This window comes from Serratia microhaemolytica, from assembly GCF_004011885.1.
Classification (GTDB): Bacteria; Pseudomonadota; Gammaproteobacteria; order Enterobacterales; family Enterobacteriaceae; genus Serratia_G; species Serratia_G microhaemolytica.
In genome coordinates this window covers 1-13,613 of record NZ_SBEF01000039.1, presented here as the reverse complement: position 1 = coordinate 13,613, position 13,613 = coordinate 1, and the positions used below count along the sequence as shown (strand labels likewise).

At 49.0% G+C, this 13,613-nt stretch carries 12 protein-coding genes; 4 read left to right on the top strand and 8 right to left on the bottom strand.

Annotated elements, in window-relative coordinates; all coding sequences use genetic code 11:
• Positions 1 to 870: 870 nt before the first annotated feature.
• From dedD to EOJ37_RS11855, 8 genes are all read right to left on the bottom strand, one after another.
• The gene (gene dedD, locus EOJ37_RS11890) at positions 871 to 1,563 is read right to left on the bottom strand and encodes a cell division protein DedD (protein ID WP_127960126.1); all 693 of its coding nucleotides are present in this window, start codon (positions 1,561 to 1,563) and stop codon (positions 871 to 873) included.
• Positions 1,564 to 2,829, bottom strand: coding sequence for a bifunctional tetrahydrofolate synthase/dihydrofolate synthase (folC, locus tag EOJ37_RS11885; RefSeq protein ID WP_127960125.1), 1,266 nt, complete (start codon positions 2,827 to 2,829; stop codon positions 1,564 to 1,566). It abuts the gene before it with no gap.
• A 388-nt stretch (positions 2,830 to 3,217) separates the two neighbouring features.
• Positions 3,218 to 4,126 (bottom strand): acetyl-CoA carboxylase, carboxyltransferase subunit beta, encoded by a 909-nt coding sequence (gene accD, locus EOJ37_RS11880; RefSeq protein ID WP_127960124.1) that lies wholly within the window; start codon positions 4,124 to 4,126, stop codon positions 3,218 to 3,220.
• 208 nt (positions 4,127 to 4,334) lie between these two features.
• Entirely contained in the window at positions 4,335 to 4,997 is a 663-nt protein-coding gene (locus EOJ37_RS11875; protein WP_127960123.1) for a DedA family protein, read from the bottom strand.
• Entirely contained in the window at positions 4,984 to 5,841 is an 858-nt protein-coding gene (gene truA / locus EOJ37_RS11870) for a tRNA pseudouridine(38-40) synthase TruA (protein ID WP_127960122.1), read from the bottom strand. The genes EOJ37_RS11875 and truA overlap by 14 nt, the downstream gene beginning before the upstream one ends.
• Positions 5,841 to 6,851 (bottom strand): aspartate-semialdehyde dehydrogenase, encoded by a 1,011-nt coding sequence (locus EOJ37_RS11865; RefSeq protein WP_127960121.1) that lies wholly within the window; start codon positions 6,849 to 6,851, stop codon positions 5,841 to 5,843. Before EOJ37_RS11865 ends, truA begins: the two co-directional genes overlap by 1 nt.
• A 60-nt stretch (positions 6,852 to 6,911) precedes the next feature.
• Complete coding sequence (pdxB, locus tag EOJ37_RS11860; RefSeq protein WP_127960139.1) at positions 6,912 to 8,033, bottom strand: 4-phosphoerythronate dehydrogenase PdxB; 1,122 nt, start codon at positions 8,031 to 8,033, stop codon at positions 6,912 to 6,914.
• Positions 8,034 to 8,101: 68 nt separating this feature from the next.
• Entirely contained in the window at positions 8,102 to 8,875 is a 774-nt protein-coding gene (locus tag EOJ37_RS11855) for an AraC family transcriptional regulator (RefSeq protein WP_127960120.1), read from the bottom strand.
• A 109-nt stretch (positions 8,876 to 8,984) separates the two neighbouring features.
• Between EOJ37_RS11855 and EOJ37_RS11850 the strand changes: the two genes are divergently transcribed.
• From EOJ37_RS11850 to tnpA, 4 genes are all read left to right on the top strand, one after another.
• Positions 8,985 to 9,929: a DMT family transporter gene (locus tag EOJ37_RS11850; RefSeq protein ID WP_127960138.1), complete on the top strand. Its 945-nt coding sequence runs from the start codon at positions 8,985 to 8,987 to the stop codon at positions 9,927 to 9,929.
• A 559-nt stretch (positions 9,930 to 10,488) separates the two neighbouring features.
• Positions 10,489 to 11,604 (top strand): histidinol-phosphate transaminase, encoded by a 1,116-nt coding sequence (gene hisC, locus EOJ37_RS11845; RefSeq protein WP_127960119.1) that lies wholly within the window; start codon positions 10,489 to 10,491, stop codon positions 11,602 to 11,604.
• A gap of 270 nt (positions 11,605 to 11,874) precedes the next feature.
• Complete coding sequence (locus tag EOJ37_RS11840) at positions 11,875 to 13,290, top strand: purine-cytosine permease family protein (protein WP_127960118.1); 1,416 nt, start codon at positions 11,875 to 11,877, stop codon at positions 13,288 to 13,290.
• 233 nt (positions 13,291 to 13,523) lie between these two features.
• On the top strand, positions 13,524 to 13,613 hold a 90-nt coding region (gene tnpA, locus EOJ37_RS15090; protein ID WP_420820638.1), incomplete at its 3' end, for an IS66 family insertion sequence element accessory protein TnpA.

The following is a 13,613-nucleotide window of genomic DNA, read 5'->3' as shown; positions in this document are numbered from 1 at the left end:
CAGCAAACACAAATGCTACGATCCAACAGCAGAACACTACATTTGCACTACCTTTGCTCCATCAACTTGCTCTTTAATTACCAACCTGTTGTAGCACAGTTCAGTGTTTTATCTCGAACAAGCAGTCAATTGGGCAACCCCAACCGATTAAAACTCAAACACCATTGCAAGCAAATCGGCAACGCGTGGCATAATAACCCACATTGCTGATGTTACAAAATGTTTTTAATTTCATTTTTATCTAGCTTTTGTACTGTTTCCTGTACAGGTAATGAATTCAATAGATAGCAAAATGGCAAAACATTTATGCCAATAGGTACATAGAGTTCAATTTGTTTTTTCAATCACAACAGTCAGTAACGCCATTTTTTCTGCAACAAAAAACATATAAATAAAATTGACTTTTTTTAATGATATGTTTTCAGTTGTTTTTTATAAATCAGAATAAAGCATCGTCCCGATAACTCGAAAAAATAAATAAAATATATTAATCAATAATTCTTTCGTTACATTACATCTCGCTAACTAAACCCTAAAAAAAACGATAAAAAAATTGGTAATTACTTAACAATCCCAGATGATAATATCGAAGTAATATTACTGAAAGTGGCTGCTGTAGCGCTCGCACCATCAAGTACACAAGCTAGCCATAGATTTACACAGAGCCAAGGTCATACCAGCAGTTCAACTGGAGAGCATCAGTGGTAACAGTTCCGATAGATGGGCTTGGTTGTTTGCCTGCTAAAAATGTCTGAACAGCAGCGTAATGAAGTAGAACCAGATATCAGCAAAATGGAAACTGGCCGGCACAGCCAGTATGGCTAGCGATTGCTCACCAGCCATTGCTTGAATTGAGAAACGAGGGAAAGTTCAGGGGACGCTGTAATCCTTGAGCTCACCACGCAGTCCAGTGATGGCATTCAGCTCCGGAAGTGCGGCTTGTAGCTTCTGCTTTGACGCATCAGGGCCAACGTAGATACGGGTGATTTCTCCTTGGATCGGCGTGGTTGGTAACGTGTAAGCCCGATAACCCGATAAACGCAGTAATGCGATGATCTCATTAACCTTAGCGGCATTTTTTAATGCCCCTAACTGTACAACATAAGCCCGCCCAGCAGGAGGGGCTCCTTCTGGCTGTGGTTTCGCTGTTTTTTTCGCTTCAGCCGATGTATTCGCTGGCAGCTTTGACGGCATCTCCGCTGGCTTGGCTACTTTGCTGTTATTGGGTGGGCGCTGTGTGCCGGCGTTTGACGTCGGTAGACGCACTGATGTGGTCTGCTGTGTTTTGTTTTGGCTGATCGCCTGTCGGGCTGCCATTTCAGCCGCAGCCTGCTGTTCTACCAGTGCAGCAGCACCTTCTGGTGGCTGTGCTGGCAATGCTTGGCTTGCTGGCGGGATAAGGTATGATTCATGCACTTCGCCCGGTTTCGGTAACAGTGGAATAGCCGCAAATTCATTCTCATAATGCTGCTTTTTGCCATCAAGTAAACTCGGCAGAATGATCACACTTAGGGCGACCAAAATCACCGTGCCGACTAAGCGATTTTGAAATTTACTGGCCACTTATACACCCCGCCTTCCATCTAATAACGTCATGACTTGTGCTACGGTGTAAAACGATCCACACACAATAACAATATCTTCATCTGCTGCTTGCTGCATCGCACAACGCCAAGCCGCTTCAATATCGGTAAAAGATCGCGCATTTGGCAAGTGTGCAGTCAATTGCTCAACAGTAGCGCCCCTAGGTACTGCCAGACCAGCACAATACCACTCATCAATCTGCCCACTCAGACAAGCCAGCGTTCCGGCAATATCTTTATCGGCTAACATGCCGATTACTGCGCGGATTTTGCCGCCATGACGCGGTAGTTTTGCCAACTGTTCAGCCAAGTAAGCCGCTGCGTGAGGATTGTGTGCAACATCAAGGATCACGCGCGGTTGTTGTCCAACCATCTGAAAACGGCCAGCTAACTTTGCCTGCTGTAAACCACTAAAGATGGCCTGTTCAGCAATCTCTAGCGGCGAATAATGCAACGCTGCCAGTGCAGTTGCTGCATTCGCTAGCGGTATTTGCGGTATTGGCAAATCACTCAGTTGCGTCTCCTCAGCCCGCCATTGCCAACGATCTCCTTGCTGGCTGAAGTGCCACTGTTGACCACAACGGTAGAGCGGAGCACCCAAGCCCTCAGCCACGGTGAAGATCGAGCGCGGCATATCTGGCTCGCCAACAATCGCCGGTTTGGCTGGCCGAAAAATTCCGGCTTTTTCAGTACCGATGCTTTCACGTGAATCACCAAGATAGTCAGTGTGGTCAAGTGCGATGCTGGTGATCACTGCTACATCACTATCAACAATGTTGGTTGCATCCAGGCGACCACCTAATCCCACTTCCAAAATTACCACGTCCAGTTTGGCCTGTTTAAATAGCTGTAACGCTGAGAGGGTGCCAAACTCAAAATAAGTCAGTGAGGTTTCGCCTCGCCCTGCTTCGATCAGAGCCAGTGCGCGACAGTGTTCAACTTCGCTCAGTTCCTGGCCCTGAATGCGTACACGTTCGGTATAACGCAGCAGGTGTGGCGAGCTATAAACTCCCACTCGCAACCCCGCTGCCAGTAAAATGGCTTCGAGGGTGCAACAGGTAGTGCCCTTACCGTTGGTGCCTGCGACAGTGAAAACCGTGGGTGCCGGTTTGAGCAGATCAAGCTGTGTTGCTACGCGCTGAATGCGCTCAAGCCCTAACTCTATCGCTTGACTATGTAAGCGCTCTAAATAATCCAGCCAAATGCTAAGCGAAGAGTTGGCTGCAGGGGGTTGGCGAGTTTGCATCAATTTGACCACTGGCTTAGGTTAATAATCTATCAAACGATAGCCCCGAAGGGGGGAGATAAGTAAGTTTGAGCCAACCGGTTGCGCTTGGCTAATTGTTGCTGTTTGCCCTCTCCCTGGGTGCAAAAAAGAGTGGATTGGGCGGTTCCGTTGCGCTCTGCGTGTCGCCACCCTACTCATTGCATTGATGATATCTATACGCTGAGCATGTCTGTACGCTAATTGTATCTATGCAGTTACTGTTATCGACATACTTAGTGCCTTCGACAGGCTTATCAACGCTTTTTCAGCGTCAATAAACCTGTTTTGTTTTGCCACTTTTTGTCAGTCACTATTCAGCGTTCAGCGCTGGGCAGCTAACAGCAACAAATCTGACCAACGCTGTCGGCTATTCGTCTTGTGGATGTTCCTGTTCAACAACCGGCTCAACCTGATCAAACTGCGGCTGCGGTTGATGGGTCAGTTTAGCCAAGATGCCTGCCAGTTTCTGGCGCATTTGCAGACGAGGCACAATCATATCAATCGCCCCTTTCTCAATCAGAAACTCACTGCGCTGAAAGCCTGGTGGCAATTTCTCACGCACTGTCTGCTCAATCACTCGAGGGCCGGCAAAACCAATCAAAGCATTCGGTTCAGCAATGTTAATATCACCCAACATTGCCAAGCTAGCAGAGACCCCCCCCATGGTTGGATCAGTCAATACCGAGATGTAAGGCAAACCACGCTCTTGCAATTTCGCCAATGCTGCACTGGTTTTTGCCATCTGCATTAATGACATCAGTGCCTCTTGCATCCGGGCACCACCACTGGCGGAGAAGCAAACTAGCGGGCAGTTATCTTCCAGTGCCTGCTCAACCGCACGGACAAAGCGCGAACCGACCACTGAAGACATCGAACCACCGATAAAGGAGAACTCAAACGCAGCACTGACAATCGGCATACCATAAAGCGTCCCCTTCATAACTACCAAGGCGTCTTTTTCACCGGTCACCTTCTGTGCCGCTAATAACCGGTCTTTATACTTCTTCGAATCTTTGAACTTGAGAGCATCTTTCGGCTCCAGTTCACTGGCCAGCTCCACTTCACTGCCTTTATCGAGCAGACTGCGCAACCGCACTCGCGCCGACATGCGCATGTGGTGGCCACACTTTGGACACACCTCAAGGTTACGCTCCAGTTCAGCACGATAAAGCACCTGACCACAACTATTACATTTCGTCCACACCCCTTCAGGAATACTCACTTTCTGGGTTTGCGTAACATTACTTTTGTTAAGAATTCGTTCAATCCAGCTCATTGATGACCTTTCTGTCTGAACTTGGCAGATGCCAGCCCCCTGTTCATGAAAAACATGCCCGATGAAACATCTAGCTGCTCAATCAGTAGCAAATAGCCCATCTGGCTGCTACCGTTAGGCTGTTCACAGGAACAGACCACAATAATGCGCTCATTAAACCATATCAGCCGCGCACTGTAGATAAAAAACTGTTTAGGCCGATAGATTTTTACGATTTATGTCGCTGCTTGGCGTTGTCGCGGTGACGCCAAACCTCCACCACTCCCGGTAGCATCGAGATAAAGATGATCGCGACAATTAACAACTTCAAATTTTGCTGCACTACCGGCAAATCACCAAACAGGTAACCGGCATAAGCAAACAGCACTACCCAGATCAGCGCACCCACCACGTTATAGAGCGCAAACTGACGATAAGACATCTGCCCCATACCCGCAACAAAGGGGGCAAAGGTGCGCACGATGGGTACAAAGCGTGCCAGAATGATCGTCTTGCCACCGTGCTTTTGATAAAAACTGTGCGTTTTATCCAGGTAGCTGCGGCGAAAAATTTTCGATTGCGGATTGCTGAATAATTTTTCACCAAACAGATAACCAATAGTATAGTTCACCGCATCACCCAATATTGCTGCCGTTATCATCAAAATCACCATCAGATGGATGTTGAGATCATTACTCGGCAATGCTGCCAGTGCGCCAGCAACAAACAGCAGCGAATCACCTGGCAGAAATGGCGTTACTACCAAGCCAGTTTCACAAAACAAGATCAGGAATAAAATCGCATAGACCCATACACCATATTCAGCGACCAACGCAGCAAGGTGCAAATCGATATGCAGAATAAAATCGATTAAAAACTTAATCAGTTCCATACACCTTCCCACTTAGGCAGGTCTCAACCTGCTCGGTTGTATTGTCAGCCAAGAACAGTGGCCCAAGCGGCAGTTGTGGTAACCCAAAATCAGTTGGATAGTCCACTGCAACCAGATAAAGTCCAGCTGCAGGCGCTGTTGCTGCCGCCAGTGAGCGGTCTTTCGCGGCCAGCAGTTCAGCAATCCACTGCTCAGGCTGATTGCCATAGCCGACTTCCAGCAAACTGCCGACAATGTTACGTACCATATGGTGAACAAAGGCGTTCGCTTTGATATCTACCACAATATATTGCCCATAACGTGTTACCGTCAGATGTTGGATATTGCGCCACGGGGTACGTGACTGGCATTGTACCGCACGAAAGGCGCTATAGTCGTTCTCGCCCAGTAGTGCCTGTGCTGCACGTTGCATCCGAGCTGCATCGAGTGGGTGATAGCAGTGAGTCACCCCCTGTTGCAAAATAGCCGGGCGGTAGCGGTGGTTGTAGATAATGTAGCGATAACGCCGTGCAGTTGCACTGAAACGAGCATGAAAATCTGCATCAACCTGTTTTACCCATCGCACCGCAATATCAGGCGGTAGATGGCTGTTGACACCCATCGTCCAAGCTGCAGGTTGGCGGCTGGCCGTGGTGTCGAAATGCACCACCTGCCCGGTCGCATGAACCCCGGCATCAGTACGCCCGGCACAAAACAGGGTCACAGACTGATCCGCCACTTTGCTCAATGCCTGTTCCAGGCAAGCCTGTACGCTGGCTACTTCGCGCTGACGCTGCCAGCCATAGTAGCGACTGCCATCATACTCAACACCTAAGGCAATTTTGATCGTTGGTGCGGGCGACATCAGTAACTCTGCTCCTGTAGCAGGCGTTCCGCAATCTGGATCGCCATTATCGCCCCCGCAAAACGCACATTATCAGCCACAGACCAGAAGTGCAGCAGTTCCGGTATGCCATAATCCTGTCGCAGACATCCAATCGTCACTTGATCTTGACCAACAGCTTCAGTGACTGGCGTTGGAAAATCATTTTCATCACTCAGGCAAAGATCATCAGCAGCAGCCAACAGCGCGTGTGCTTGTTCCAACGCCATCGGTTGTAGTGGTTCCAGTTGCACGATTTGTGCATGGCCATAAAATACCGGCGCTTGGATGCAACTAACCGAGATTGCTAGCCCCGCATCCTGAAGGATTTTACGCACTTGCTCCACAATTCGCCGCTCTTCAGCGACACTTCCCTGCTGATCACTGAGTAACGGTAGCAGGTTGAACGCCAACTGTTTGCTGAACAGTGGTGACTCTACTGGAACACCATTCAGCAAACGCGCACTCTGCCCAGCCAGATCTTCCAATGCCGCTTTACCATGCACAGACACTGGCATTAGCGACGTCAACTGAATACGCGCCACGCCGACCTGCTCGATAATTGGTTGGATAGCGGTTAACAATTGGCTGACCATACCATCAGCTAACGCGACGATGTTGCGGTTGCGATAGTCAGCCAGTAACTGTGGATTAACACTCGGTACTACCAGCGGGATTTCTGGATCTAACGCGAAATAACCACTACTGTCGATTACCAAACAACCCATGTTAGCCGCTTCGTCACCATAACGGGCAGCCGCTTCTGCTCCTGCGACAAAAAATGCCAGTTGCGCCTGCGACCAGTCAAATTGCTCCACATCCTGTACCAGTAGCGATTTGCCATTAAATTGCAAGCGACTACCCGCGCTACGTTCACTGGCGAGCAGGAACAGTTCACCCACTGGAAACTGACGTGTCTGCAGTAGCTCCAGTAGCGCCTCACCCACGGCGCCTGTCGCGCCGAGCAGCGCAATATTCCAGCCTTCAGACATGATTTTCTCCAAAACCGTTCGATAGTTATCGTTGATTAAATAGTAACTGACCAGCACGCATCACATCACCGTGAAACCGAGTTGCTGTAGTAATTCCGCCGTGCTGCTGTTATCGCACTCTACCTGCAGTGAAGACCACTCGCGGCGCTCCTGATACTGCTTGCGCAGGCGATCAAACTGCCCTGCCTGCCCGGCAACCAGACGCAGTGCGGCATCATCGCGGCGCACATCATACACTAAGTTGATCAATCGCCTTAACTGGCTCTCATCTAATCCGCCGTTATAGCGTAGTCGGCTAAACTCTGGCTGCGGCAGTAGCGAAGACAGTGCGATCTGCTGGGGTTGCTGTAAAAATTGAGTAAAGGCTTCAAATACCTGTGTAGTGCCTCTGGCTTTGCCCTCTAGGGTGTAACCCGCGATATGTGCGCTGCCGATGGCAACGCGATCGAGCAGCGCGACATTCAAATCAGGCTCTGGTTCCCAAACATCAAGCACCACCGAGAGCTGTTTGCCGCGTTCCAACGCGTGTAACAATGCGGCATTATCAACCACCGCCCCACGGCTAGCATTAATCAGAATGCGTTTATCTGGCAACGCTGCCAACAGATCAGCATCAACCAGATGTTGGCTGCAATAACGGCCACTGAGGTGTAATGGGGTGTGAAAGGTTAAGATATCCGCTTGCGCCACCAGCGTTGCTAAGGGCAAAAACTCGCCACTGTCACCGTTATCAGCACGTGGTGGATCACAAAGCAGGGTATTCACTCCCAATGCTTTCAGTCGGTTATGTAATCGGTTACCGACATTACCCACACCGACAATGCCTACCGTTTTGTCACGCAGTTGGAATCCTTGTTGCTCTGCCAGTTGCAGCAGCGCGGAAAACACATACTCCACCACGGCAATTGCGTTACAGCCCGGTGCCGCCGAGAAGCCAATCCCAGCCTGTTGCAACCACTGCTGATCGACATGATCCGTTCCCGCAGTCGCTGTGCCAACAAAGCGTACACGGGTATGCGCCAGCAGCGACTGATTGACCTCGGTCACTGAGCGCACCATCAGCGCATCGGCATCGATTAATTCATCTCGTGGAATTGGCCGCCCTGGCACCGCTAGCACCTTGCCCAATCCACCAAACAGTTGTGCCGCATAGGGCATATTTTCATCTACCAGGATCTTCACATCTCTCTCCGCAACTGAGACCAAACGCTGCCACAGTGTGCCATTGATTGGGCAGAAACCCAACATGGTTAACCACGACGAAAACGTTCGGGCGTAGTACCACCAATCTGCTGAAACATAGCAATAAACGCCGAGGCGGAACTGTAGCCAACCTCAAGTGCCACCTCTTGTACTGTTTTGCCCTGTTCCAGTAACGCAATGGCATGGAGAAAACGCAGCCGTTGTCGCCACTCACTGAAGGAGATACCCAGCTCCTGCTGACAACGGCGCGACAAGGTACGCTCGGTGGTGTAGACACGTTTAGCCCAAGCTGCTAACGATGTGTTATCTGAAGGGTTTCGCTCTAATGCTTCTAAGATTGGTGCCAGAAATTTGTCTTGTGAGGTCGGCAAATATGTCTGCTGGATCGGAGCGATACGCAACTGATCAACCAATACCAGGCATAGACGTAACTCCTCTTCGCTTTGCGGTTCCAAGATTTTCCGTGCCAGACAATGTTCAACAATCGCGCTAAACAGCGGTGATAATGTAATCAGTCCCGCTTTGCGAGGTAAACCTTGACACAATGAATTAGCAATATTGACACTCCGGAACAGTGCTGGTTTGCGGTTGTAGCTGGAGTGCTCCATTCCAGCCGGTAGCCAAACAGCAAACTCTGGCGGGGCCAGAAAACGCTGTCCGGCAATGTTCAGGGCGATCACACCGGTTTTCACACAAATCAGTTGCCCCCAGCTATGGCTGTGCGGCAGGTATTCAGTATCAGCATTGGTTTCTTCACTGCGAAAACAGAGCGTCTTCGGTGCCTTAACATCTGCGGTGAGGTAACGACGGGTTTCAGCCATAAGTAAAGTTGTCCTGATTGCGTAAAATTTTGTCTGATTATCGCTATATATTATAAATCAGACACAGGTAGACTAACCAATCTGTAATATCTGAACGAGAATAATGAGCATGAATGCGCTGTTTCCTTTAATGGCAGTACTGATTTGGTCAATGAACTCCGTGGTGAGTAAAGTTTCAGCTACCGCGATCGATCCTGCTGCGATCTCCTTCTATCGTTGGGCACTGGCACTACTGGTGCTCACTCCCTTTATTCTGCCTGCGGTAGTGCGCAATTGGCAAACCGTGCGTGCTTACTGGTGGAAACTGATGATCCTCGGTTTGCTGGGTATGGTGCTCTACCAGAGTTTGGCCTACTACGCAGCACACAGCGTCAGTGCGCTGTTTATGGGTATCCTGACTTCATTAATCCCACTGTTGACGGTAGTGATTAGCATTTTTGTGCTCAGTGTGGCACCCACCGTCGGGATCATACTGGGGGGATTGGTTTCGCTCAGCGGCCTGGTCTGGCTGGTCAGTTCTGGGCAACCGGCGCTGCTACTAGAACATGGCATCGGCAAAGGTGAGCTGTTGATGTTTGGTGCCTCCGCCTCCTATGCGTTGTATGGTGTACTGACCAAGCGTTGGGCAATACCGCTAGCTAACTGGCAATCAATCTATGTTCAGATCCTGTTCGGTGTCGCGCTGATGCTGCCAAACTTCCTGCTCACCGAGAATGTGCAACTCAACAGCGACAATCTTCCGCTGGTGCTGTTTGCCGGTATTCCAGCATCGATTTTAGCTCCCTATCTCTGGGTGCAAGGGGTGATGCGCTTGGGAGCTAATACCACTTCGATGTTCATGAACTTAGCGCCGGTATTTACTGCCATTATCGCCGTACTGTTCCTACATGAACATCTACAGACCTATCATCTGATTGGCGGTGGCATCACCCTGCTGGGCGTCATTCTGTCACAACGGCTCCCGATCCCACTGTCACACAAAAAAAAGCAGTCGGCACCAATTGAAACCGCACTGCAACACGCTAGTGTCAGTGATGCAACCAACAGCCGTTAATGCTACACCCCGTTCCCCCGCGCACTGACAAGCATGGGGGAATATCACTGTGTTGACTCAACTGACTTCTGACTTCTGACTTCTGACTTCTGACTTCTGACTTCTGACTTCTGACTTCTGACTTCTGACTTCTGACTTCTGACTTCTGACTTCTGACTTACCAGCAGTATCGATCACCATGATGCGATGTAAATAAAATGTGACTTACAACGCAAAATTCGCCCTATCTTATGCTGATTTTTACTTATTTTTCACATTAAAAAACCAGAAATACCATCAATTAGCATGGTTGTTAACAATAATGCTTTGTTTAGCAAAAAGAATACTCCACTTTGTTAATTTTAGGTTACGTAAAACCACCAACTTGCCCTTACCTGTCTATACGAGTATATGTTAACAACTATCTAATACAGAGCATTGGCGAACGCCGGCGCTGATTTGCTACCAGCCAGGATAACTGGCTGAGCCAAGTGAGCAAAGAGCACATTTCCGTTGCGGTGAGTGTTGTGACGTTCGCTTTGTCCATAAAGCACTATTTCAATCAAAAGGAAGTTGTTTTATGTATTATTCAAGCACATTTGCACGTTGTGAAGTTCAAGCTTTGGCGGCTTACAATGCTGGGCTATCGATTGAGGCAGTGCAGCAGAAATACGCTGTTTCACGTGTTGCTAAATTGGGTAGTAATGAAAATCCGTTGGGGATCTCTCCCAATGCATTGGCAGCACTCACTGCTGCCGCACCTCTGGCAGCACTCTACCCGGATCAATCCTGCAGTCTGTTACGTACTGCATTGGCACACAAACTGGCAATCGATGAGCAACGGTTGGTATTTGGTAATGGCTCTGAAGATCTACTCAGTATCATCTGTCGCGTGTTTCTCGATCATGGTGATCACGTTGTCACTATCCTGCCCTCATTTGGTCTGCACATCATCTACCCACAAGCCGCAGGCGCTCAGGTCATTGGCGTCCCTATGGGCAGTGATATGCGTATCGATGTGCAAACGTTAATGGCAGCAGTGACACCAAGAACCCGGCTACTGATGTTCTCTTCGCCCTCTAATCCAGTTGGATCGGCTCTAACTGGCAGCGAGTTGCAGTACATTATCGATCACCTCCCGGCACACACACTGCTGGTTTTTGATGAAGCCTACTTTGAATATGCCAATGGTGAAGCCGGTTATCCAGACGCGCTACAACTGCTGCAAAACAGCCAGTGCCACTTTATTGTGCTAAGAACCTTTTCTAAGGCTTATGCACTCGCCGGGCTGCGTATCGGTTACGGCATCACCAGTGATCCTGGCCTGGCACAACTGATCGACCGGCTGCGAACACCATTTAATGTCAACCGCTGTGCGCAAGCGGCTGCTGTTGCCGCGCTCGCCGATGTGCAGCATTTAACCCAGAGCGTCACACATGTACGCGCTGAACGCCAACGTATGGAGACATTTCTACGCGAGCGCTTAGGGCTAAACCCGATCCCATCACTGGCCAATTTTATTTTTTTCGAAAGCCCACTAGCCGCTGACAGCGTTAATCAGTCGCTACTCCAACAGGGGGTAATTATTAAACCTTGGACAGAAGCGGGTTATTGCCAATATTTACGTGTTTCAGTCGGTAGCCAGCAGGATAACTCGCACTTTATGCAAGCACTGGAACATGCTCTGCAACGCTAATAGCTGCCCCGGTTAATAAACACTGCATTCAGGTTATTTAATTACACGCTGGTGCCAATAAGTCAGAATATACGATGGATTAATCTGCTCGATTCTACCTGAAGTTTTATTTTCTACTCCAGAGCACCTGAAAGCAGAAGTGGTAATCGTGCATTAAGAGTTGTCGGTTAAATCACATTTACCACAACGATGGACACCCAATAATTTGTAATAAGTTGTTTTCATGTTATTACTCTTTTTCTAAACAACCACACTATTTTGAAGGTAATAATGACAACGCTAAAAACTCCCCCATTGATCGAAGCTCGTGTCATAGACTTCATTCCAGAAAATGAACGGCACGGCAAACCGTTCAGCCAATTCACCCTTTGGTTTGGTGCCAATCTGCAAATTACGGCAATTGTCACTGGCTCGTTGGCCGTCGTGTTGGGTGGTGATGCCTTTTGGTCAATCATCGGATTGCTGATCGGGCAACTGATTGGTGGTGCAATCATGGCGCTGCACGGTATGCAGGGGCCAAAACTGGGCTTGCCACAGATGGTAAGTAGCCGAGCACAGTTTGGCGTCTTGGGGGCATCGATCCCGATCGTGCTAGTTTGCGTGCTCTATATGGGCTTCAACACCACTGGGCTAGTGCTGGCTGGGCAAGCCATTTCACAGTTGGCTCATATCAGCAATACCGCCGGTATCCTGACCTTTGCTGCCATCATCATTACCTCTGCGATGATCGGTTACCGTTTTATCCACCGTTTGGGTCGTATTGCCACGATATTTGGCATTATTGCTTTCAGCTATCTGTTTGTGCGTCTGCTACTGGTCAATGATGTTTCACTGTTGCTGGAAAATCGCCATTTTTCCTGGCATAGCTTTTTGATTGCGGTCTCACTCTCCGCATCATGGCAAATTTCATTCTCGCCTTATGCTTCCGACTACTCGCGCTATCTACCCAGCAATACTTCATCGAGCAAAATTTTTCTGGCGATCTGGTCTGGCTCGGTGCTCGGTTCACAAATCTCGATGGTACTAGGGGTCTTTGCCGCAGCGCTGGCAGGCAGCCATTTTGCCGGTAACGAAGTGGGCTACATTGTCAGTTTAGGCGCCAGTGGTGTTATGGCTGCACTACTCTATTTCAGCATTGCCTTTGGCAAGATAACCATCTCTACGCTGAACGCTTACGGCAGTTTGATGTGTTTGACCACCATTGCCAGCGGTTTCCGCCGTCAAATCAGTCATAATCGTTACCAGCGCTTGGCGGTTGTGATTTTTATTGTCGCAGTTTCCACCTGTCTGGCATTTTTGGCAAAAGATGAGTTCCTTCGGGCCTTCAAAGCATTTTTGCTGTTTTTACTGACCTTCTTCACCCCTTGGGCAGCGATCAATATTGTCAGTTTCTACTTTGTTTCCAAGGGGCACTATGATAACGCTGCTTTGATGGATCCTGATGGCTGCTACGGGCGCTGGAATTTTTTCGGTATCGGTATCTATTTCTTAGGCGTTTTAATCCAGATCCCATTCCTTGACTCGGCGTTATATACCGGTGCGCTATATACCTGGTTAGGTACTGATATCTCTTGGATTGTCGGACTGGTGATACCGGCGGTACTTTATTGGCTATTTGGCAAACAGAAAGCCGGTCAGGTAGCGCCGCAGGAAAATGAGACTGAACTCACTGAGCATGGCCAATAGATCACAGCCTATCGTTTGTGGCCTCAATGGAACCCAACATAACGTACAACCAAACAATGTAGATAACAAAAAACCCCAACCGCCTACGCGACTGGGGTTTTTGTCTGGTGAGTGGGCAAGAAAAACCAGACACTAAATTAAGTTGTTCGTAAGCGGCCTTAAATCAGCATCTGTTTTTTAGCCATTGACTGCGCAACACTACCTCTGCGTTCATTTAATACAGAGGTACCATCATGAAATCACAACAACGTGCCGACTACTGGCGTGAACAAATTATTCTCTGGCAGACATCTGGCCTTTCCGGGCAGATTTTTTGTCAGCAA

Excerpts from the sequence above, each read along its gene's own strand:
- folC (WP_127960125.1), bottom strand. The coding sequence starts at position 2,829 with ATGCAAACTCGCCAACCCCCTGCAGCCAACTCTTCGCTTAGCATTTGG.
- accD (WP_127960124.1), bottom strand. The coding sequence starts at position 4,126 with ATGAGCTGGATTGAACGAATTCTTAACAAAAGTAATGTTACGCAAACC.
- EOJ37_RS11875 (WP_127960123.1), bottom strand. The coding sequence starts at position 4,997 with ATGGAACTGATTAAGTTTTTAATCGATTTTATTCTGCATATCGATTTG.
- truA (WP_127960122.1), bottom strand. The coding sequence starts at position 5,841 with ATGTCGCCCGCACCAACGATCAAAATTGCCTTAGGTGTTGAGTATGAT.
- EOJ37_RS11865 (WP_127960121.1), bottom strand. The coding sequence starts at position 6,851 with ATGTCTGAAGGCTGGAATATTGCGCTGCTCGGCGCGACAGGCGCCGTG.
- EOJ37_RS11855 (WP_127960120.1), bottom strand. The coding sequence starts at position 8,875 with ATGGCTGAAACCCGTCGTTACCTCACCGCAGATGTTAAGGCACCGAAG.
- EOJ37_RS11850 (WP_127960138.1), top strand. The coding sequence starts at position 8,985 with ATGAATGCGCTGTTTCCTTTAATGGCAGTACTGATTTGGTCAATGAAC.
- hisC (WP_127960119.1), top strand. The coding sequence starts at position 10,489 with ATGTATTATTCAAGCACATTTGCACGTTGTGAAGTTCAAGCTTTGGCG.
- EOJ37_RS11840 (WP_127960118.1), top strand. The coding sequence starts at position 11,875 with ATGACAACGCTAAAAACTCCCCCATTGATCGAAGCTCGTGTCATAGAC.